The following is a 19287-nucleotide window of genomic DNA, read 5'->3' on the forward strand; positions in this document are numbered from 1 at the left end:
GGGGAGGGAGGGGCGCGGGGAGGGAACCCCTTTTTTCAAAAAGGGGTTCCCTCCCCGCACTCTCCGCCTTCTCCCCATAAGGAGCTACCTATGTACCATGGCAAGGCGCACAAGGTCGGGGCGCATATCGACACCGACGCCATCATACCGGCCCGGTTCCTGGTCACCACGGATACGGCCGAGCTTGGGGCCAACTGCATGGAGGGCCTGGAGCCCGGCTGGATCAAGCGGGTCGAAAAGGGCGACATCATGGTCGCCGGCGAAAACTTCGGCTGCGGCTCCTCGCGCGAGCATGCCCCCGTCGCCATCCTGGGCGCGGGCATCCCCGTCGTCATCGCCCACAGCTTCGCCCGCATCTTCTACCGCAACAGTTTCAACATGGGACTGATTCTGCTCGAGATCGGCGACGACGTGGCCAGGATCAGCGACGGCGACGAGCTCAAGGTCGACGCCGATACCGGCGTCATCGAAAATCTGACCACGGGCGAAAAGATCCAGTGCAAGCCCGTGCCGCCCTTCATGAAGGGCATCCTCGACGCCGGCGGCCTCGTGCCCTACGTCAAGGAACGCCTCGCGGCGCGTGTTTAGGGAATAAGAAGAGGAAGGGGGATGCCTCCGGCGGCCGGGGGAACCTTTTTTGAAAAAAAGGTTCCCCCGGACCCCCTCCAAAAAACTTTTATAAGTGTTGTGTGGTGAGCATGGTTCTTCTCGGTATCCCCTTTTCCCGGCTGGCGCTGGCTTCGGCGGCAAGCCGCCGAAGCCAGCGCCAGCCGGCGGAAGGGGGGACCGGGGGGGCCATGGCCCCCCGGCGGGGTCCAGGGGCGGAGCCCCTGGCCGCCGGAGGCACACATTGTAAGGATACGTGATGCGTTACAATATCTGTGTGATGCCGGGTGACGGCATAGGTCCGGAGATCGTGGCCGAGGCCATGAAAGTGTTGGAAGCGGCGGGGAAGAAGCATGGCCTGGAGTTCGCCTTTAGCGAGGCGGTGATCGGCGGCGCGGCCATCGACGCCACGGGCGGCCCCTTGCCCGAGGCCACCGTTGCCGCCTGCAAGGCGGCCGATGCGGTGCTTTTGGGCGCGGTCGGCGGTTCCCAGTGGGACACGCTCGATCCGGCCATCCGCCCGGAGAAGGGCCTGCTTGGCATCCGCAAGGCCTTGGGGCTTTTCGCCAACCTGCGTCCGGCCAAGCTGTTCCCCGAGCTTGCCGCCGCCTGTTGCCTGCGCCCGGACATCGTCGGCAACGGCCTTGACGTCATGGTCGTGCGGGAGCTGACGGGCGGGGCCTATTTCGGCGAGCCGCGCGGCATCGAGGAGCGCGGCGGCGAGAAGGTGGGCTTTAACACCATGGTCTACGGCGAGCACGAAGTGCGCCGCATCGCCAAGGTCGGTTTCGAGACGGCCCGGAAGCGGCGGGGCAAGCTGTGTTCCGTGGACAAGGCCAACGTGCTCGACGTCTCGCGCCTGTGGCGCGCCGTGGTCCTGGAAGTGGCCAAGGACTATCCCGACGTGGAGCTGTCGCACATGTACGTGGACAACGCGGCCATGCAGCTCGTGCGCGATCCGTCCCAGTTCGACGTCATCGTGACCGAAAATCTGTTCGGCGACATCCTGTCCGACGAGGCGGCGGTCATCACCGGATCCATCGGCATGCTGCCCTCGGCCTCGCTCGGTGCGGGCAATCCGGGCCTCTACGAGCCCATCCACGGCTCGGCCCCTGACATCGCCGGCCAGGACAAGGCCAATCCGCTGGCCACCATCCTGTCCGTGGCCATGATGCTCAAGCACTCCTTCAACGAGGCCGCGGCGGCCGACGCCATCGAGGCGGCCTGCGCCAAGGTGCTGGCCGAGGGGTATCGCACGGGCGACATCATGGAACCCGGCAAGACGCTCGTTGGCTGCAAGGCCATGGGCGATCTGGTGGTGGAGCGGCTGGCCTAACCGCCAAGCCTTTTTGAAGGGTCCGGGAGGGCCGGCCGTGGCCGCGCATGATTTTCATCGCGGCGGGTCTGGTTCTCCCGGCCTTTTTTGCGTATGCAGGGCGGCGCGTCTTGCGCGTCGCTGGCGACGTTTCCGGCGACGCGTCGCCTTCTTCGACCTTACGTGCCCCGATACCGGGCGTTTTGATGGAAGTCATGGCCAAAGTCAGTCTGCAAAATCTTTCCAAGTCCTACGGCGGCTACGATCTCTTCAAGGATTTTTCCCTGGAGATTCCCGGCGGCACGCGCTTGGCCGTTGTCGGCCAAAACGGCGCGGGCAAATCCACGCTTTTGAAACTCATCGCCGGCGTGTCCGAGCCTGACGGCGGCAAGGTGGCGTTCTCCACCGGCGCGCGCCTGGGCTACGTGGCCCAGGACATGGATGAGGCCGACCTTAGCATGGGGCTTCTGGCCTGGGTCATGGCCGCGCTGCCGTCGTGGAAGGAATTTTGGGCCCGCTACGACGCGGCCGTCGCCGCCGGGGACAAGGCGGCCATGGACGCCCTGGCCCATGAGCAGGCGAGTCTGGAGCACACGCTTGGCTACAATCCCGAGCACCGGGCCAAGACGATACTGACGGGCCTGGGGTTTAGCGACGAGAACCAGCATGCCCCGATTTCCGACCTGTCCGGCGGCTGGCGCGAACGGGCCAAGCTGGCCCGGGTGCTGACGGCCGGGGCCGATGTGCTGCTGCTCGACGAGCCCACCAACCACCTGGACCTCGAGGCCGTTGCCTGGCTCGAATCCTTTTTGTGCGCCTTTCCCGGGGTGCTTATTTTCGTGGCCCACGACCGGATTTTTCTCGACCGGGTGGCCACGCACACGCTTTTCATGGGCGACGTCAAACCCATCTGGCGTCCCGGTTCGTTCACCGAATTTCTGGCCTGGCGCGAGGAGATGGACAAGCAGTGGGAGCGGCAGGCCGCGGCCATCGACAACAAGATCAAGCAGCACAACGCCTTTGTCGACCGCTTCCGCTACAAGGCCACCAAGGCCAGGCAGGCCCAAAGCAAGCTCAAAAACGTGGACAAGCTGGAAAAGGAGCTGGCGGCGCTTAAAAGCGAACGGCCGGACGTGCGGGCCAAGACCCTCAATTTCACGCTGCCCGAGCCCGAGAAGTCCGACAAGACCGTGGCCGCGGCCGCCGACCTGGCCTATGCCTATCCCGGGCGGGAGCCCATCTGGCCGCCGCTGACCTTTCAGCTTTTTCGCGGCCAGAAGGTGGCGCTGGTCGGGCACAACGGCGCGGGCAAGACCACGCTCCTGAGGCTTGTCGTCGGGGCGCTCAAACCCGTATCCGGCCGCGTTCTTCTCGGCACGGGCGTCAAGCTGGGCTATTTCAGCCAGCACCAGACCGAGGTTTTGCAAAAAGACGCCCTGGTCATGTCCGAGATGAAGCGCATGGCCGGGCCCAAGGCCACCCATCTGGAAGTTTGCTCCATCCTGGGGCTTTTTCTCCTCGGTGAGGATTACTGGGAACGGCGGGTGTCCGAGCTTTCCGGCGGCGAGAAATCGCGGCTGGTCCTGGCCGGGCTTTTTTCGGCCCGGGCCAACTTCCTGGTCCTCGACGAACCCACCAACCACCTGGACCTGGAGAGCCGCGAAGCGCTGGTGCGGGCGCTCTCCGACTATTCCGGGGCCATCCTCATGGTCGCCCACGACCGCTACCTGCTGCGCGAGGTCGCGGCCGAGGTCTGGTCCGTGGGCGAGGACGGGCTGACCGTCTATGAAGACGGATTCGCCGCCTACGAAGCCGCCCAGGCGCAGCAGGCACAGGAAAGCGCCTGCCAGCTTGATGAAGAAAACCAGGCGGTCAAGGCCGCCTCGACCAAGGCGTCCCGCCAGGAGGATAAGGAACGCAAGCGCCGTGTGGCCGAACAGCGCAACGCGCTCTACCGCGACATCAAACCCAAGCGCGACGCTTACGAGAAGCTTGAGGCCGAGCTGGAAACGCTGCTCGCCAAGCAGTCCGAGGTGGAGGCCGTCATGGCCGATCCCGAGACCTATGCGAAGCGTGAGCTTTTTTCCCAGCTCAGCAAGGAATACGGGACCCTGTCCCATGCGGCCGAGGAACTGCTCGCCCGCATGGCGGTCCTGGAAGAGGAAATCGCCGACCTGGAGGCCCGACGGGCCGCCTTGCTGGAGTCCGTATGAACTGTGCGCCGAAAAACGTGACGGTCGTGGCTGCCATCATCTGGAAGGACGGACGCTATCTCGGGGTCAAGCGCCCCGAAGGCAAACCCATGGCCGGGCAGTACGAGTTTCCCGGCGGCAAGGTCGAGCCCGACGAGTCCGTCCAGGCCGCCCTGATGCGGGAACTGGGGGAGGAACTGGACATCACGCCGACCTCAATTGCCTTTTTCAAGGAAAAAGAGCACGCTTACGTGCACCTTGCGGTGCATCTGCATTTTTTTCATATCCGGGCCTACGAGGGTGAGATCAAGCCCCTGGAAGGCCAGGAAATGGAATGGCTGACGCCGCAGGAGGGCGCATCGAGGCCCTTTCTCGAAGCGGACAGGGAGATCGTGGAGCAGCTGGCGGTCCTCGGCGACGCCGTCTTGCAGTAGCATATTTCCATAAGGGAATTGTCTCCCATAATTACCCCTTTAAAAGTTTTTGAGGGAAAGGGGGGGCCGGGGGGGAAACCCCCTTTTTTCAAAAAGGGGGTTTCCCTCCCGGTCTTCACTCTCTCCTTCTTCTCCCCCCACAGCCGAAGGAGACTGCGTGCGCATCAAGGAGCTTATCCAGGCGAAGCGGCCGTTCGTGTCCCTGGAATTTTTCCCGCCCAAGCAGCGTGAGGCCTGGGCCGGCTTTTTCGAGGTGGTGGAGCGGCTCATTCCCGTCCACCCGCTGTTCGTGTCCGTGACTTACGGCGCGGGCGGCAGCACCCATGCCCATACGCTGGAGATCGTCTCCCGGCTCAAAACCGCCTACGGCCTCGAGCCCATGGCCCATCTGACCTGCGTCGGGGCCAGCCGGGAGAAAATCCGTGGATTCCTGGATGCCCTGGCCGCGGCCGGCGTCGACAACGTGCTGGCCCTGCGCGGCGATCCGCCCAAGGGACAGGAGGATTTCGTTCCCGATTCCGACGATTTCCAGCACGCGTCCGATCTGGTGTCGTTTATCAGCCAGGAGCGTCCCGGGCTCGGCATCGGTGTGGCCGGGTATCCAGAGTGCCATCCCGCGGCCATCTCGCCCGAGGCCGATCTGGAATTTTTGCGCCAAAAGATCTGTCTGGGCGGCGACTTCGTGGTCACCCAGCTTTTTTTCGACAACGACGCCTACTTCGGCTTCGTGGATAAGTGTCGGGCCGTGGGCATCGACGCGCCGATCGTCCCGGGCGTGCTGCCGGTGATGAGCCTCGCCAGCGTCAAGCGGCTGGTCGGGATGTGCGGCGCGCATCTGCCGCCGGCCTATCTGGCCGAGCTCGAACGGGCCGACGCGGCCGGAGGCAATGCGGCCGTGGCCGAGGCGGGCATCGCCTATGCGCGCAAGCAGGCGCAAGACCTCATTGCCCGGGGCGCGCCGGGGGTGCATCTCTACACCCTCAACAAAGCCGAGGCCGTGCTGTCCATCGTGGCCGGTCTTGATTTGTAATACGATAATTTTATTCGATAAAAATCTGGCGTTTCGTGAAGGAATCGCCTAGATAGGGATTTCCGTGATTTTCCCTCGCGGACGGCCCGGGATGGGCAGTGCCTCCCTGGCCGCCAGAGGCTTTTTACAACCGACATTGGAGGACCGTATGGGCAGGGGCGAATGGGTTGTGGCCGTGGCCGGGGCCACGGGAGCCGTGGGACGTGAGATGCTCAAGACCCTCGAACAGCGCGAGTTTCCGGCCAAGACCGTCAAGGCCCTGGCGTCCTCGCGTTCGGCCGGCACCACCGTGCCGTATGCCGGCGGCGAGCTGACCGTCGAGGAGATGACCGAGAAATCCTTCGAGGGCGTGGACATCGCCCTGTTTTCGGCCGGCGGTTCCACTTCGAAAAAATTCGCGCCCTTTGCCGTCAAATCCGGCTGCGTTGTCATCGACAACTCCAGCGCCTGGCGCATGGACCCGGAAGTGCCGCTGGTCGTGCCCGAGGTCAATCCCGACGACGTCGACTGGCACAAGGGCATCATCGCCAACCCCAACTGCTCGACCATCCAGATGGTGGTGGCGCTCAAACCCCTGCATAACGCGGCCAAGATCAAACGCGTGATCGTGTCCACCTACCAGGCCGTTTCCGGCACCGGCCAGAAGGCCATCACCGAGCTGGAAACCCAGGTGCGGCAGCTCTTCAATATGAAGGACCCCGAAGCCAAGGTGTACCCGTACCAGATCGCGTTTAACTGTCTGCCCCAGATCGACGTCTTCTCCGACGGTGATTACACCTTCGAAGAGATCAAGATGATAAAGGAAACCAACAAGATCATGGGCGACGACTCGATCAGGGTGACGGCTACCACCGTGCGCGTGCCGGTCTTTTACGGCCACAGCGAAGCCGTCAACATCGAGACGGAAAAGAAGCTGACCGCCAAGGACGCCCGTGCCATCCTGTCCCAGGCCCCGGGCATCACCGTCTACGATAACCCGTCCGAGAAGATCTATCCCATGCCGATCCACGCCGCCGGCGAGGACGACGTGTTCGTGGGCCGTATCCGCGAGGACAACACCGTCGACAACGGCCTGCACCTCTGGATCGTGGCCGACAATATCCGCAAGGGCGCGGCGCTCAACGCCGTGCAGATCGCCGAGCTCATCATCGCCCGCGACAAGGTGCGCGTGCCCGCCTAGATTTCCCTGCCCAAAAGAGGCAAGGGAGCGGGGGAAACATCTTACGGTGTTTCCCCCGTCTTTTTTATGAAGGAGTTTCCCATGCCCGATATCGTCGACGTCGATGCCTACGTCTCCCGCCTGCTCGCCGCGCCGCGTCCCGGTGGCGAAAATGTCCTGGCCTACTACGACCACCGCCTGGGCGTCATCGGCACTGACCCGCGCCTGATGCTCATCCCCCTGGACGACCACCTCGTCCACCGGGGCGACGGCGTCTTCGAAACGCTCAAATACATCGATCGCAAGCTTTACCAGGTCGAGCCCCACTTCGCCCGCATGGAACGCTCGGCAAAGGCCATTTTCCTCGAACCGCCTTGCCCCTGGGACGAAGTCGCGAAACTTACCCTCGACGTGTGCCGGGCCGGCGGCTCGGATATCGGCATGGTGCGTGTCATCGTCGGACGCGGCCCCGGCAGTTTCGGCATCGATCCCGCCGACTGCCCGACCCCGAGCCTGACCATCGTGGCCTACAAATACCACCCCCGGTCTGATGCCTCCTTCGCCAAGGGCGTCACCGCCTTCCGTACCTCCATCCCGGCTAAACAGAATTACTTGGCCCGCATCAAATCCATCGACTACCTGCCCAACGTGCTCATGAAGCGCGAGGCCACCCAGCGCGGCGAGGATTACCCCGTCTGCTACGACGACAAGGGATTCCTGGCCGAAGGCGCCACCGAAAACATCTGCATCGTCGACGCCGCCGGACGCCTCGTCGTGCCGGAACTCAACAACGCCCTGACCGGCACCACCCTCATGCGCGCCGTGGAACTCGTAAAAAACGAAATCGAAGTCGTCTTCGCCGGCATCCGTGAAGAAGATATCGCCACCGCCAAGGAAATGTTCATCCTCGGCACCACCAACGATTGCCTGAGCATCATCCGCTACAACGGCGCCCCCATCGCCGACGGCCGGCCCGGCCCCGTCTCCAAGCGCATTAGGGCGGACATCGTTGCCGACATCGCCGCCAACGGCACGCCGTTTTAGGCGAGCGGGCTCTTGCCCAGGGGCTCTGCCCCTGACCCCGCCGGGGGACTTGATGTCCCCCGGACCCCCTTTTACCGGGTTGGGCTGGTGGGGTGGGAGTGCGGATGGGTGGGGTTGGTTTGGTGTTGAGGGGCGGCGGGACGCCGTATGTTAGTTGCCGCAATCGGCCCGGCGACACGACGCGCGTTGCGCCTCGACGCCGGACGCGATTGCGGCAACAACCGCGCCAGCGGCGAAGCGCCGCATTTTAAGAAAAAGAGAGTTTTTCTGAATGTCGCCCCTTTGGGGCGAGCGTGGTGGAGTCGGAATTTGCTTGGGACGAGCCTGCCGCGTAGCGGCGGCAGCGTCCCGACAAATTCCGACTCCATCTTCTCCACACTCCACCTTCCCGCCAGCCAACGCCACCCTCGCCAAGCCAGAGGCGAGAAGGGGGGCCCCGGGGGGCCCGTGGCCTCCCGGCGTGTCCAGGGCAGCGCCCTGGCGGGGGCGTGGGGGCGGAGTCCCCGCTTCATCAGCGCCTTCCCGGCTCCCCGCTAGCCGCTACGACGGGCTGACGAGGATGACGACGCGGCGGTTCTTGGCCTGGTTTTCGGGGATGGGGCGGCCTGCTTCGTCGTCGTTGGGGGCGACGGGCTGGGTATCGGCCAGACCTTCCACGCGCAGGTGGTTGCGGGGCACGCCGCCGTCGATGAGGAACCGGGCCACGCGGCTGGCGCGGGCGGAGGACAGTTCCCAGTTGGAGGGGTAGAGCCAGGATTCGATGGGCAGGTTGTCGGTGTGTCCCTCGACGGTCACTTTGTAGGGCGTGCCGGACAGGGTCGCGGCGATGTCGCGCAAAAGCGGCAGGGCGGCGGGTTTGATTTCGGCGCTGGCCAGGTCGAAGAAGGCCGCGCCGCGCAGGTTGAGTTCCACGCCGTTTTCGCGGGGCACGATTTCCACGGCGCTGGTATCGAGGCCGAGTTTGGCGGTCAGTTCCTTACGGATATCTTCCAGGCTTTTGCGGGTCGGGCCGGTGCGTTCGGATTCGGGTGCGGGGGCTTTTGTTTCGGCCTTGACCGATTCGGCGGGCTTGGGTTGTTCGGTGGGCGCGGCCGGCTTGGCGGGAGTGGGCTCGGGTTTGGGCTTTTCCTGGGCCAGGGGCGCGACGGGCTCGCTGGTCAGGGTGGTGTGGCTGACCTTGGAGCGCACCATGGCCGGCTGTTCGACGGGTTTGGGCTGGGGCTTGGGGGGCGTGGTCTTTTTGACCACGGGTTTGGGTTCGGCTTTTTTGGGCTTGGGCGCGGGTTTTTCGGTCACCATGGCTTTTTGCATGGAGTCGGCCACCCGCTCGTAGCGGTTGAGGTCCACGTGGGACACGGCCACGATGAGCAGGAAGAAGCACAACAGCAGCGTCATCATGTCGGCCAGGGAAATGGGCCAGAGGTCCTCGTCGTCCTGACGCATCTTGTGCAGATCGGAGACGTTGAGCACGCCCGGTCGCTTGCGGATATTCATGGCTGTTCCTTGCCTTGGGGGCGGAGCCTACGCCTCCTCGTGCTCGATGGCGGCCCAGCGCCTCGTCGGCAGGTAGGCCTTGAGCTTGTCGAGCACGATGGCGGCCGGGGTCTTGTCCTTGATGAAGAGCGTGCCGTCGCGGATGACGCACATGAGGATGACGCGCTCCTCGATGCGTTTTTCCACTTTGACGGCGATGGGCAGGAAAATGAGGTTCGCCAGCAGGATGCCGTAGAGGGTGGTGGTCAGGGCCACGGCCATGTGCGCGCCGAGGTTCCCCAGGCCCACGCTCATGGACTGCATCATGCCGATAAGGCCGATGAGCGTGCCGATGATGCCGTAGGCCGGGGAGAGCTTGGCCATGGTGCGGTAGATGCCGGCCGAGGACAGTTCCTGCTGGTAGGTCTGTTCTATGCGGGTATCGAGGATTTCCTGTATTTCCTCGCGGGAGTAGCCATCCACGAGCATCTGGATGGCGCTTTGCAGAAATTCGTTTTCGATGCCGGGCAGGGCCATTTCGAGCTGGATGCGGCCCCGGGCGGAGGCCTGTCTGGCGATGTGCACGATGGCGTCGATGTAGTGGTCCGTCGGGAGTTCCTCGCGTTTGAGCGCCACGAGGAAGGTGTTGAACACCCGCATGACTTCCTTGAGCGGAAAGCAGATGAAGGTGGAGGCCAGTGTGCCGCCGAGCACGATGGCCAGGCCCGGGAAGTTGACGAAAACCCCGGCGCTGTCCGTGGAGAGGACAGTGGCGAAGGTGAGGATGGCGATGCCGAAGACGATGCCGATGACGGTTGCGATATTCACGACGCCAGTCCCTTGATGGTCTTGATTCGATCGATCAGTTCCTTTTCCACATCGGCCGCTTCGTCCTCGTCTGGCTCGGTCATGGCCGCGGCTTCTTCGCGGACCACGGCGGCGATTTTCTTGGACAGGTTCTTGAGGATTTTTTCCCGGGCCGCCTCGCCGGCCATGGCCATGGCCACGGCCACCTTATGGAAACCCAGGGCGGAGAAGGCTTCCTGGAGGGTGGCGTTGTCCACGGCCGTGATGTCGTCGACGCGTTCGAGGTCGGCGGCGCAGAGGCGTGGGCGGCGGGCCTGTTTGAAAAACTCCGCCCCCATCCTCTCGATGTAGTCCCGGGCCTTGGCCGTGTGGAAGAAGAACAGGTCTTGGGGAATTTCTTGGTAGGCGAGCTTCTTATAAATGATGTCAGGCGTGGAGCCGGCTTCCCGGGCAAAGGCGTCCAGATCGCAAAATTCCAGGTCCACCATGGGCTTCGACGGGTCGCGTATGTCCCGGGCCACATTTTTGGCCACGCTTAAAAACGTGTCCGGGTCGGTCAGGCGCACGACCTTGTCCTTGACGAAGGCGGTGCCGGGCTTGGACGTTCCGAGCAGGGGGTCCTTGCGGGCGAAGCTGGCCTTGACGTCGGTTAAGGAAACCAGATGCAGCTTGGCCAGACGCTCGAACACCGCGTCGATCTCGATCTGGTTGAGCAGCACGATGTCCTTGAGTGTGGTCGAAAGCTCGGCGTAGCTGAGTTCCTTGGCCTTTCCGGTTCCCGGGGCGGACTGCCAGCAGAGCGCCGTCACCCGGCAGACGGAGAGAAAAGCGTTGCCCGAGGGGCGGTCGGTGACCTGGGCGGTGAGCGTTTTGACATGGTCGACCAGGTAGCCGGTGAGGAGTTGGACCGGGCGGGGGCTTTTATGCAGCATGGTGTGGATGAGGTTGCTGTCGCACACCATGGCCTCGGTGAATTCCAAGGCCTCGGCCGCGCTGGAGCGGGGGGCGGCGGTGATGACGCCCATCTCGCCGACCATTTCGCCCGGGCCGCGTTCGCCGAGCACCACCCGCTTGTTGTTGACGACCCGGTAGATGGCCACCCGGCCTTTTTTGATGATGTAGGTCACATCGCTCGGCTGGCCTTCACGAAAAAGGACCGCCCCTTTGTGGAAGGTCCGTACGGTGCCGTCGTTGTGGTCGTCTTCGAGGTCGAGGTCTTGTCGCATGCCCATCCCCGGTGTTGGCGCTCGTGGCTGGCCGCGTCCGGTCGGACGTCCGGCCGATCCACACTACGGATAACCCCGGGCAAGTTCAAGGACTCCGGGCGGCGGCGGCGCGATTCCTGTTCCCGGGGCCCGGTTGTTTTACAAGGCCGGGCAAAGGCGGTACAAGCCGCCCATCATTTCGCGCGAGGTGTTTCTTGGGCAATCACGACGCATGCCGCGACGTCTCCATTCTGTCCGTGGAGCCGGTCGGCCCTGAGGGCGCGGCCAAGGGCTGCTACATGCTGACCCTGGCCAATCCCGGGTTCCCGCCGGCCGTGGCCGGACAGTTCGTCATGGTCAGGCCCCATGCCTTCGGGCAAAATCCGGTCTGGCCCCGTCCCTTTTCCATCTGCCGGCTGACGGCCGAGGCGCTGACCCTGTTTGTCCAGGTCTGCGGCCGGGGCACGGAGATTTTGTGCCGGCTGGTTCCGGGCGATACGGCCACGGTCTGGGGACCGCTCGGGCAGGGCTTTGCCCTGGAGCCGGAAATCCCGACGGTCATGCTGGCCGGCGGGGTGGGGCTGGCCCCGTTCGTGGAATACGCCGCCGGGCATCCTTCGCCGGAACGTCTTTCGCTTGTTTTCGGCCACCGCCAGCCGCTTTCCTGCTATCCTTTCGACGCCTTTGCCGGGCTCAAGAGCGCGGAAGCCTTTCAGGAAAAAGGGCCGGACGATCTGGCCGCCTTTGTCGCGCATCTGGAAACGACCATCGCCGGCCATGCCGACGGACTGGTCCTGGCCTGCGGCCCGCGCCCCTTTCTGGTGACTGTGGCGCGGCTTGCCCGCAAGTACAGCGTGCGGGCCCAGGTGTCGCTGGAAAACCGCATGGCTTGCGGCGTTGGCGGGTGTCTTGGCTGCGTGGAGAAAAACGTCCTGGGCACGTATGTGCAGACCTGCACCCAGGGGCCGGTTTTCTGGGTCGAGGAACTGGCGCTTTCGGAGGAGTCATGAGCGTTGACGCAAGCGTGCGCCTGCCGGGCATGCACCTGAAAAACCCGGTCATGACCGCCTCGGGCACCTTTGGCTACGGCCTGGAATTCGCGCCTTACGGCGATCTGCGCGGGCTTGGCGGCATCGTGGTCAAGGGATTGTCCCTGAAGCCCCGCGCCGGCAACCCCATGCCGCGCATCGCCGAGACGCCGTGCGGCATGTTAAACGCCATCGGCCTGCAAAACTGCGGCGTGGAAGTCTTTTTGCGCGACAAGCTGCCGCGCCTGCCCTACGCGGAAACGCCGATCATCGCCAACCTCTACGCCTGCGACGCGGACGAGTTCGCTGAGCTGGCCGGGGTGCTGGCGGACGCCGAAGGCGTGGCCGCCCTCGAGGTCAATATTTCCTGTCCCAACGTCAAGGCCGGCGGCATCGCCTTTGGCCAGAACCCGTCCATGGCGGGCAAACTCGCCGAGGCCGTGAAAAAGCGGGCCAGGGACAAGCCGGTCTGGGTGAAGCTCTCGCCGAACGTCACGGACATCGTGGAGATCGCCCGGGCGGCGGTCCTCGGCGGGGCGGACGCGCTCACCTGCATCAATACGCTGACCGGCATGAGCGTGGACATCCGCACGCGAAAGCCGCGCCTGGCCAACGTCATCGGCGGCCTGTCCGGGCCGGCCATCAAACCCGTGGCCCTGCGCTGCGTGTGGCAGGTCTGCCGGGCGGTGTCCGCGCCGGTCATCGCTGTCGGCGGCGTAAGCTCCGCCGAGGACGTGCTGGAATTCATCCTGGCCGGGGCGCACGCGGTGCAGATCGGCACGGCCAATTTCATGCGGCCGGACATGGCCTTTCGCATAGCGGAAAGGTTGCCGGCGCTCATGGAAGAGCTTGGGATCGAGAGCCTGGACGCCTACCGGGGGACCCTCGCCGTCAGTTGACGGCCAGCGCGCCTTAAAGCCACTTCTTCTTGCGGAACCAGGCAAGCATGCCAAGCGACAGGGCCAGCATGAGCACCAGCGTGATGTAGTAGCCGTAGTGCCACTTGAGCTCCGGCATGTATTCGAAGTTCATGCCGTAAAGACTTGTGATGAAGGTCAGGGGAATGAATATCGTGCCGACCACGGTCAAAACCTTCATCACCATGTTCATGCGCATGTCGGCCACGGACGAATAGACGTCGATCATGCTCGTGGCGATCTGGTTCAGCGTATCCACCGTTTCCACCACCGTCTTCACGTGATCCACGATTTCGCGCAGGTATGACTTGGCGTAATCGCTGACTTTTTTCGAGTGCTTCTTGTGCGAGAGCGCCTGCAGCACTTCCCGAAGCGGCCAGATGTATTTGCGCAGGTAGGCCGTTTCGCGCTTTAAATTGTAGAAATTCGAGAGCGTCTCCTCGGTCTGGGCTTCGAACAGCAATTCCTCGAGCGTTTCCGCCTTGTCCCCCAGCTTTCCGAGGGTAATCATGTACCGGTCCACGATCACGTCGAGCAGGGCCAGCATCAGGTAGTGGGGGTCGGATTTGCCGAGATGGCGTCCCTTGCGCAGCCGGTCCAGGTAATTGTCCCAGACGTTGTGGGCGTTTTCCTGAAAGGTGAAGACCGCCGCGCCGTCCATGGCGATGCTCACCTGTTCGGCGGTCGGGGAGTCCTGGTCCCTGTCCATGTCGATGAGCTTGAGGACCATGAACATGGAGTCGCCGAACTCCTCGTATTTCGGCCGCTGGGTGGTGTCGGCCACGTCCTCCATGAGCATGGAAGGCATTTCGATGGCGTCGCCGACGGATTTGATCACGGAAATATCGTGGACCCCGACCACGCGCACCCAGATGACGCGGTCTTCGGAGGCGGGCGGAATGACGGGCGTTTCGCCGTGCTCGTAGCGGGTTTCGGTAAAGGAGCCGTCGCCGTACTGGATGACGTTGACGTAGGGGACGAAGGTCTTGGCCGAACCGACGTAGGAAACGGTGCCGAATTCCTGGTTCGCCTTGACGTGCTGGGGACGCATGTGCCTGAGCATGGGGACTGCCTCGCGGGATGGTCTGGTGGATGGTACGAGCGGGCATTATAGCCGCAACGCCTCTTTCCGCCATGCCATGCCGTGTGACGTTTTGTCGACGATAGCCCGCCACGCGAGTCTTCTCCTCACTCCATGCCCAGGTCCCTCTCCAGCAACCTCATTTTAAAATTTAGGAAGGGGAGAGCGCGAGAGGGGAGAACCCTTTTTAAAGGGTTTCCCCTCTCGCATTCTCTTTTCCCTCTTCTCCTCCCCCTACCCTTCGCGCAGGGCGGTCACGATGTTCAGGCGCGACGCCCGCAGGGCCGGGAAGAAGCCGCCGATAATGCCCATGATCATCGAAAAGGCCAGGGCCAGGCCGGTGATCCACGGCGTCAGGGCGAATTTGAAGGACAGTTCGGAAAAGGTCTGGAAATTGGTGGTGGAGAAGGTGACGAAGGAGAGTCCCGCGGCAAGGCCCACGCCGATGACGCCTCCCAGAAGCCCCAGGAAGATCGATTCCATGAGAAACGCCGTGAGGATGCTCGAACGGGAAAAACCGAGCGCCCGCAAGGTGCCGATCTCCGGCACGCGGTTGGCCACGGCCGAATACATGGTGATGGTGGCCCCGATCATGGCCCCGAGCGAAAAGATGGCGGTCAGCGCCACGCCGAGCACGGTCAGAAATTTGCGCATCATGTCCGACTGCTTTTCGTAGTAGCGCGTCTCGCGCCAGACCTCGGCCTGGAGTCGCGGGTCGGCCTCGATGGCTTCCTTGTAGGCGTTGAAAAGCCCGGGTTCGCGCAGTCCGGCCAGCACGATGGAATAGGCGTTGCGGCCGAAGGCCGGCATGAGCTGGTCCGCGTCGCCCCAGATTTCCGAGGAAAAGCCCGTGGAGCCGGCGTCGAAAATGCCCACCACCGGCCACTGCCGCTTGCCGAAGTGCAGGCTCTGGCCAAGCCCGGCCCCCTCGAATCCCTGGGCCACGGCCTTGCCCACCATGATCTCCGGCGTGCCCGGCCGGGGCAGGCGTCCGGCCACGATGCGGATCTGGGGCCGCAGCGGCAGCGAGGCCGCCTCGGTGCCGCGGATCACCACATTGGAAATCTTGCCCGTGGATTTTTTGGTCAGGCCGATGAGCACCACGGATTCCCTGGCGGCAAGCGTGCGGCCGTCGCGGCCCACGGCGATTTCCGGCCGGGTGGTCATGGTTGTGGCGGCTTGTCTTTCGATGCCGCTTTGGATCTCCGTTTCCGAGCCCTTGCGCAGCACAATGGCGTTTCCGGGCGAGCCGGTGGAAACGAGGGTCTGGCGCAGCCCCTCGGCCAGCATGAGCGTGGCCGTAAAGACGAAGACCACGAGCGCCATGCCGCCGGCGGTCAAAACGGTCGTAAGCCGCCTCGTTCGCAGGTTGCGCCAGGAATAGGCCAGGGGGACGGCCATCAGCCGATCCTCCGAAAGGCCGAAGCGATGCGCACCGAGGCCACGTGCACGGCCGGCACGATGGCCGCGCCCACGCCGACCAGAAGGCCGAAACCGAGGGACAGGAGGATGGTCTGGCGCGAGACGAAAAAGATGGGGAAAAACTGGGCCAGATAGGTGCTGAATCCCTTGGCGATGGGCGGCATCAGGGCCACGGCCAAGAGCGCCCCGGAAAGCGAAAGAATGAGGGATTCGGCCAGAAGCATCATGGCCAAGGCCGGCGCGCCGAAACCCAGGGTCTTCATGACCGCGAATTCCCCCAGCCGCTCCCGGGCCGACATGGCCATGGTGTTGGCGGCAACGGCCAGGATGATGAGAATCACCACGTAGGAGACCATGGTGATGGCCATGAGGATGGCCTCGCTCATGGACACGAAGCCCATCTGGAAGGCCTTCTCGGTCTCGGTCAGGGTCTCGGCCTGGGAATTGACGAACAACTTGTCTATTTCCTTGGAGATCTCCGCCGCCCGGCTGGGGTCGTCGATGCCGATCATGAAAAAACCGATCTTGCCGGCCCGGCTGGGGGCGCGTTTTTTCATGGTTTCGTCGAGATAGGACCAGTGGAGGTAGAGCACGGTCTCGTCGGTGTCGGGCCGGGCCCCTTTGTAGATGGCGCGGATGGTCAGCGGCCATTCGCCGGGAAAAATGGTGCCGCGCAGGGTGATGGTGTCGCCGATGCGCCAGTTGAAGCGCGTGGCCAGCTTTCGGCCGATGATCGCGGCCTTGCGGTCGGCCAGAAAGGCCCGGCGCTGCTCGGGGCTGACGAGCAGTTCAGGGTAGAGTTTGAAAAACTCGTCGGCCTCGATGGCGAAGTTGGCGAAGAAATTCTTTTCGTCCAGATAGATGCCGCCGAACCAGTTGCCGGCGCCCACGATGTCCACCCCCGTCACCTGCCGGATGCGGCTTTTGTAGGCATAGGGCAGGGGCTGCGTGAGGGAGACGGCGTTTCGGGTGACGAGCCGGTTGGCCGATGAGGCCGACACCCCGGCGTTCCAGGCGTCGAGGACCGTGCGCAAGAGCCCGAAAGCGAGCAGGGCCACGGCCACGCCGATGATGGTGAGCAGCGAACGCAGGCGGTGCCGGAAGGCGTTTTTTATGATCAGCCTAAGGAGCAACACGCAGTTCGCCCTTGTCGAGTTCGCGCACCAGATGGGCGGCCTCGGCGGCCCGGTGGTCGTGGGTGACCATGACGATGGTCTTGCCCAGTTCGCGGTTGAGCCGGCCGAGCAGGGCCATGATCTCGGCGGCGCTATGGCGGTCCAGGTCGCCGGTCGGTTCGTCGGCCACGATGATGTCCGGATCGGTGACGATGGCCCGGGCGATGGCCACGCGCTGCTGCTGGCCGCCGGAAAGCTGGGACGGCTTGTGGTCGGTGCGGTCGGACAGGCCCACGGCGGTCAGCGCGGCCAGGGCGTGCTCGGTGCGTTCCCGGGCGGAGAGGGCGGTTAAAAGCAGCGGCAGTTCCACGTTTTCCAGGGCCGAAAGCACGGGGATGAGGTTGTAGAACTGGAAAATGAACCCCACATGGCGGCTACGCCACTTGGCCAGCTCGCCTTCGCTTAAGGTGGCGATATCCGTGCCGCCGATGGCGACGCTGCCGGCGTCCACGTTGTCGATGCCGGCGATGCAGTTTAGAAGCGTCGATTTGCCTGAGCCGGACGGGCCAATAAGGGCCAGGAATTCCCCTTGGGCGATATCGAAGCTGATGCCGCTTAGGACCGGGATGATCTGGTCGCCGCGCCGGTAGGACTTGGACAGGTCGCGGATTGCGATAAGGGGCTGGTCGGCCATGAGGTCTCCCGTCTTATTTGGAAAAATCGGCCGTGCGTCCGCCGGTCAGGGCCAGCAGATCGGCCGGGGCGATCTCCAGCGTCCGGTCCGGCCGCCCCAGGCCGCAGTAGAGCGTGGGGTCGATGGCCAGCACATCCGCGTCCACAAGGACGATGGTGTCCGGATCGAGGGGCACGGGCGAGACGCTGCCCGGGGAAACGCCGAGGCGCGCCGGCACCTCGTCCGGGGACAGGGCGGCCAGGTCGCGACGGGTTTGGCCCAGGGCTCGAGCCAGGCCGGGATAGGCCACCCGGCGCGTGCCGCGAAGCGCGGCCAGGAGAAGGCCGCCGCCGCGAAGGCCGAAGGCGATGGTCTTGACGATGCGCGTCACATCGAAATCGAGGCTCTTCCGGGCTTCGTCCACGGTACGCGTGGGGGCATGGGCATGGACCGTATGGGGCAGCCCGGCCTGGCGCACGCGCTCGAGCAGGCGGAGGTGGACGGCGTCTTCTCCTCCGGCAATGGCCGTGGACAGGGGCGGAAGGGTCATGTCGCGTTATCCTTCGGTCAGGGTAACGGCGTCGCCGTTTTGAAGCTTTTCCGGGGGAGAGACGATCACCTTTTCTCCAGGTTCGAGCCCCTTGGCGACGGTGCGCATGTCGCCGAGGGGTTCGCCTGGGACGATTTCCGTCAGCGCCGCCTTGCCGTCCTTGACGAGGAACACGGCCGGCTTGCCGCCGCGCTCGACGATGGCGGCGGGAGGCACGGCCACCCGGGGCGTGGTTTCGGCGGCAGTCAGCGGCCTGGAGAGAAAGGCCACCTTGGCGCTCATCTCCGGCAGCACCCTGGGGTCGAGCGTATCGAAGGCGACCTTGACCAGCACGGTGGCTTTGGTGCGGTCGGCGGTGGGCACGATCATGTGCACCTTGCCGGGAAAGCGTTCGCTGGGGATGGCGTCGAGCATGATTTCGCACGGTTCGCCCACGGTCACCAAGTGCAGGCTCGCTTCGGACACGTCGACCTCGGCCGCGAGGGACCCCATGTCGGCGATGGTGACCACGGCCGCCTTGGAGGTGGAGGACGCGCCGAGAGGCGAGATGATATCGCCGACATCGGCGTTTTTGGTCAGCACCACGGCATTGAAGGGCGCTTCGAGGTCGGTGTATTCGAGCTGGGCCTGGGCTTCCTTGAGCGCCTCGCTGCGGGCGGCCAGGTTGGCCTTGGCCTGCTTGAGCGCCGCTTCGGCCTTGTCGAGCCGAGCCTTGGCCGCGTCGTGGTCTGAGCGGGCCACGTAGTCCCCGGCCACGAGCTTTTTCATGCGCCTGTAGTTGAGCTTCGCGTCGGTCAGTTCCGCTTCGGCCGAGGCGACCTGGAAGCGCGCCGCCTCTAGGTCGTGCCGCGCTTGATCCCGGGCCGCTTCCACATCCGCGCTTTCGAGCCGGGCCAGCACCTGTCCCTTTTTCACCCGGCTGCCTTCCTCCACGCCGAGCCAGACGAGCTGGGCCGTGGCCTTGGTGGCGAGCGCCGCCTTGCGCTGGGCCACGATATAACCGCTGGCGGTCAGCTTGGTGATGGCGCGCGAAGGGTAGACCAGGGCCACTGTCGCGGCCTGGACGGTGAAGGTATGCGGTGAAAGCGCCCAGGCGGCGATGCCGGCCGCGATGAGCGCCAACAGGACAAACGGCCAGCGGGCGCGCTTGCGTCGTCGCGATGTGCCGGCTCCGGAGGCGGCCTTGTCGTCCTTGTCGATGCGAAGCGCGTTTAGGGTATCGCTCATGCGGCTCCC

General features: G+C 64.3%; 18 protein-coding genes. 9 read left to right on the forward strand and 9 right to left on the reverse strand.

Going from position 1 to position 19287, the window contains the following annotated elements; genetic code table 11:
- The first annotated feature begins 90 nt into the window (after nt 1-90).
- From DESFRDRAFT_RS18285 to DESFRDRAFT_RS18315, 7 genes are all read left to right on the forward strand, one after another.
- Entirely contained in the window at nt 91-588 is a 498-nt protein-coding gene (locus DESFRDRAFT_RS18285; RefSeq protein WP_005996440.1) for a 3-isopropylmalate dehydratase small subunit, read from the forward strand.
- Nucleotides 589-865: 277 nt separating this feature from the next.
- On the forward strand, nt 866-1942 hold the full coding sequence (gene leuB / locus DESFRDRAFT_RS18290; RefSeq protein ID WP_005996441.1) for a 3-isopropylmalate dehydrogenase: 1077 nt from the start codon (nt 866-868) through the stop codon (nt 1940-1942).
- Nucleotides 1943-2136: 194 nt separating this feature from the next.
- Nucleotides 2137-4134, forward strand: coding sequence for an ABC-F family ATP-binding cassette domain-containing protein (locus DESFRDRAFT_RS18295; RefSeq protein WP_005996442.1), 1998 nt, complete (start codon nt 2137-2139; stop codon nt 4132-4134).
- The gene (locus tag DESFRDRAFT_RS18300; RefSeq protein WP_005996443.1) at nt 4131-4547 is read left to right on the forward strand and encodes a (deoxy)nucleoside triphosphate pyrophosphohydrolase; all 417 of its coding nucleotides are present in this window, start codon (nt 4131-4133) and stop codon (nt 4545-4547) included. Before DESFRDRAFT_RS18295 ends, DESFRDRAFT_RS18300 begins: the two co-directional genes overlap by 4 nt.
- A 157-nt stretch (nt 4548-4704) precedes the next feature.
- The gene (metF, locus tag DESFRDRAFT_RS18305) at nt 4705-5577 is read left to right on the forward strand and encodes a methylenetetrahydrofolate reductase [NAD(P)H] (RefSeq protein ID WP_005996445.1); all 873 of its coding nucleotides are present in this window, start codon (nt 4705-4707) and stop codon (nt 5575-5577) included.
- A 148-nt stretch (nt 5578-5725) separates the two neighbouring features.
- The gene (locus tag DESFRDRAFT_RS18310) at nt 5726-6757 is read left to right on the forward strand and encodes an aspartate-semialdehyde dehydrogenase (protein WP_005996446.1); all 1032 of its coding nucleotides are present in this window, start codon (nt 5726-5728) and stop codon (nt 6755-6757) included.
- A gap of 81 nt (nt 6758-6838) precedes the next feature.
- The gene (locus tag DESFRDRAFT_RS18315) at nt 6839-7780 is read left to right on the forward strand and encodes an aminotransferase class IV (RefSeq protein WP_005996448.1); all 942 of its coding nucleotides are present in this window, start codon (nt 6839-6841) and stop codon (nt 7778-7780) included.
- Nucleotides 7781-8320: 540 nt separating this feature from the next.
- Here the strand turns inward: DESFRDRAFT_RS18315 and DESFRDRAFT_RS18320 are convergent.
- Genes DESFRDRAFT_RS18320 through DESFRDRAFT_RS18330 form a run of 3 tightly spaced genes read right to left on the reverse strand, consistent with a single transcriptional unit; the run spans nt 8321 to nt 11286 of the window.
- Nucleotides 8321-9274 (reverse strand): OmpA family protein, encoded by a 954-nt coding sequence (locus DESFRDRAFT_RS18320; RefSeq protein WP_005996450.1) that lies wholly within the window; start codon nt 9272-9274, stop codon nt 8321-8323.
- Between the two features lie 27 nt (nt 9275-9301).
- Nucleotides 9302-10081 (reverse strand): motility protein A, encoded by a 780-nt coding sequence (locus DESFRDRAFT_RS18325; protein WP_005996453.1) that lies wholly within the window; start codon nt 10079-10081, stop codon nt 9302-9304.
- On the reverse strand, nt 10078-11286 hold the full coding sequence (locus DESFRDRAFT_RS18330; RefSeq protein ID WP_005996455.1) for a cyclic nucleotide-binding domain-containing protein: 1209 nt from the start codon (nt 11284-11286) through the stop codon (nt 10078-10080). Before DESFRDRAFT_RS18330 ends, DESFRDRAFT_RS18325 begins: the two co-directional genes overlap by 4 nt.
- 194 nt (nt 11287-11480) lie before the next feature.
- Between DESFRDRAFT_RS18330 and DESFRDRAFT_RS18335 the strand changes: the two genes are divergently transcribed.
- Nucleotides 11481-12275, forward strand: a complete 795-nt coding sequence (locus tag DESFRDRAFT_RS18335) for an iron-sulfur cluster-binding protein (RefSeq protein ID WP_005996457.1) — start codon at nt 11481-11483, stop codon at nt 12273-12275.
- Nucleotides 12272-13192 carry a dihydroorotate dehydrogenase gene (locus DESFRDRAFT_RS18340; RefSeq protein ID WP_005996459.1) on the forward strand — a complete coding sequence of 307 codons (921 nt, stop codon included), beginning with the start codon at nt 12272-12274 and terminating at the stop codon, nt 13190-13192. The genes DESFRDRAFT_RS18335 and DESFRDRAFT_RS18340 overlap by 4 nt, the downstream gene beginning before the upstream one ends.
- A 13-nt stretch (nt 13193-13205) precedes the next feature.
- Here the strand turns inward: DESFRDRAFT_RS18340 and corA are convergent, their stop codons facing one another.
- The 6 genes from corA to DESFRDRAFT_RS18370 form a co-directional block, all read right to left on the reverse strand.
- The gene (corA, locus tag DESFRDRAFT_RS18345; RefSeq protein ID WP_005996461.1) at nt 13206-14273 is read right to left on the reverse strand and encodes a magnesium/cobalt transporter CorA; all 1068 of its coding nucleotides are present in this window, start codon (nt 14271-14273) and stop codon (nt 13206-13208) included.
- 252 nt (nt 14274-14525) lie between these two features.
- Nucleotides 14526-15692, reverse strand: a complete 1167-nt coding sequence (locus tag DESFRDRAFT_RS18350; protein ID WP_005996462.1) for an ABC transporter permease — start codon at nt 15690-15692, stop codon at nt 14526-14528.
- Nucleotides 15692-16849 (reverse strand): ABC transporter permease, encoded by a 1158-nt coding sequence (locus DESFRDRAFT_RS18355; RefSeq protein WP_005996463.1) that lies wholly within the window; start codon nt 16847-16849, stop codon nt 15692-15694. The genes DESFRDRAFT_RS18350 and DESFRDRAFT_RS18355 overlap by 1 nt, the downstream gene beginning before the upstream one ends.
- Nucleotides 16836-17522 (reverse strand): ABC transporter ATP-binding protein, encoded by a 687-nt coding sequence (locus DESFRDRAFT_RS18360; protein ID WP_005996464.1) that lies wholly within the window; start codon nt 17520-17522, stop codon nt 16836-16838. Before DESFRDRAFT_RS18360 ends, DESFRDRAFT_RS18355 begins: the two co-directional genes overlap by 14 nt.
- Before the next feature lie 13 nt (nt 17523-17535).
- On the reverse strand, nt 17536-18051 hold the full coding sequence (locus tag DESFRDRAFT_RS18365; RefSeq protein ID WP_005996465.1) for an aminoacyl-tRNA deacylase: 516 nt from the start codon (nt 18049-18051) through the stop codon (nt 17536-17538).
- Nucleotides 18052-18057: 6 nt separating this feature from the next.
- Nucleotides 18058-19278, reverse strand: a complete 1221-nt coding sequence (locus DESFRDRAFT_RS18370) for an efflux RND transporter periplasmic adaptor subunit (protein WP_005996466.1) — start codon at nt 19276-19278, stop codon at nt 18058-18060.
- Nucleotides 19279-19287 lie beyond the last annotated feature (9 nt).

The organism is Solidesulfovibrio fructosivorans JJ], from assembly GCF_000179555.1.
GTDB classification, from domain to species: Bacteria; Desulfobacterota; Desulfovibrionia; order Desulfovibrionales; family Desulfovibrionaceae; genus Solidesulfovibrio; species Solidesulfovibrio fructosivorans.

Bases quoted from the DNA above. Each gene is read 5' to 3' on its own strand.
- DESFRDRAFT_RS18285 (WP_005996440.1), top strand. From the start codon at position 91: ATGTACCATGGCAAGGCGCACAAGGTCGGGGCGCATATCGACACCGAC.
- DESFRDRAFT_RS18295 (WP_005996442.1), top strand. From the start codon at position 2,137: ATGGCCAAAGTCAGTCTGCAAAATCTTTCCAAGTCCTACGGCGGCTAC.
- DESFRDRAFT_RS18300 (WP_005996443.1), top strand. From the start codon at position 4,131: ATGAACTGTGCGCCGAAAAACGTGACGGTCGTGGCTGCCATCATCTGG.
- DESFRDRAFT_RS18315 (WP_005996448.1), top strand. From the start codon at position 6,839: ATGCCCGATATCGTCGACGTCGATGCCTACGTCTCCCGCCTGCTCGCC.
- DESFRDRAFT_RS18330 (WP_005996455.1), bottom strand. From the start codon at position 11,286: ATGCGACAAGACCTCGACCTCGAAGACGACCACAACGACGGCACCGTA.
- leuB (WP_005996441.1), top strand. From the start codon at position 866: ATGCGTTACAATATCTGTGTGATGCCGGGTGACGGCATAGGTCCGGAG.
- corA (WP_005996461.1), bottom strand. From the start codon at position 14,273: ATGCTCAGGCACATGCGTCCCCAGCACGTCAAGGCGAACCAGGAATTC.
- DESFRDRAFT_RS18350 (WP_005996462.1), bottom strand. From the start codon at position 15,692: ATGGCCGTCCCCCTGGCCTATTCCTGGCGCAACCTGCGAACGAGGCGG.
- DESFRDRAFT_RS18310 (WP_005996446.1), top strand. From the start codon at position 5,726: ATGGGCAGGGGCGAATGGGTTGTGGCCGTGGCCGGGGCCACGGGAGCC.
- DESFRDRAFT_RS18360 (WP_005996464.1), bottom strand. From the start codon at position 17,522: ATGGCCGACCAGCCCCTTATCGCAATCCGCGACCTGTCCAAGTCCTAC.
- DESFRDRAFT_RS18365 (WP_005996465.1), bottom strand. From the start codon at position 18,051: ATGACCCTTCCGCCCCTGTCCACGGCCATTGCCGGAGGAGAAGACGCC.
- DESFRDRAFT_RS18320 (WP_005996450.1), bottom strand. From the start codon at position 9,274: ATGAATATCCGCAAGCGACCGGGCGTGCTCAACGTCTCCGATCTGCAC.
- DESFRDRAFT_RS18370 (WP_005996466.1), bottom strand. From the start codon at position 19,278: ATGAGCGATACCCTAAACGCGCTTCGCATCGACAAGGACGACAAGGCC.
- DESFRDRAFT_RS18340 (WP_005996459.1), top strand. From the start codon at position 12,272: ATGAGCGTTGACGCAAGCGTGCGCCTGCCGGGCATGCACCTGAAAAAC.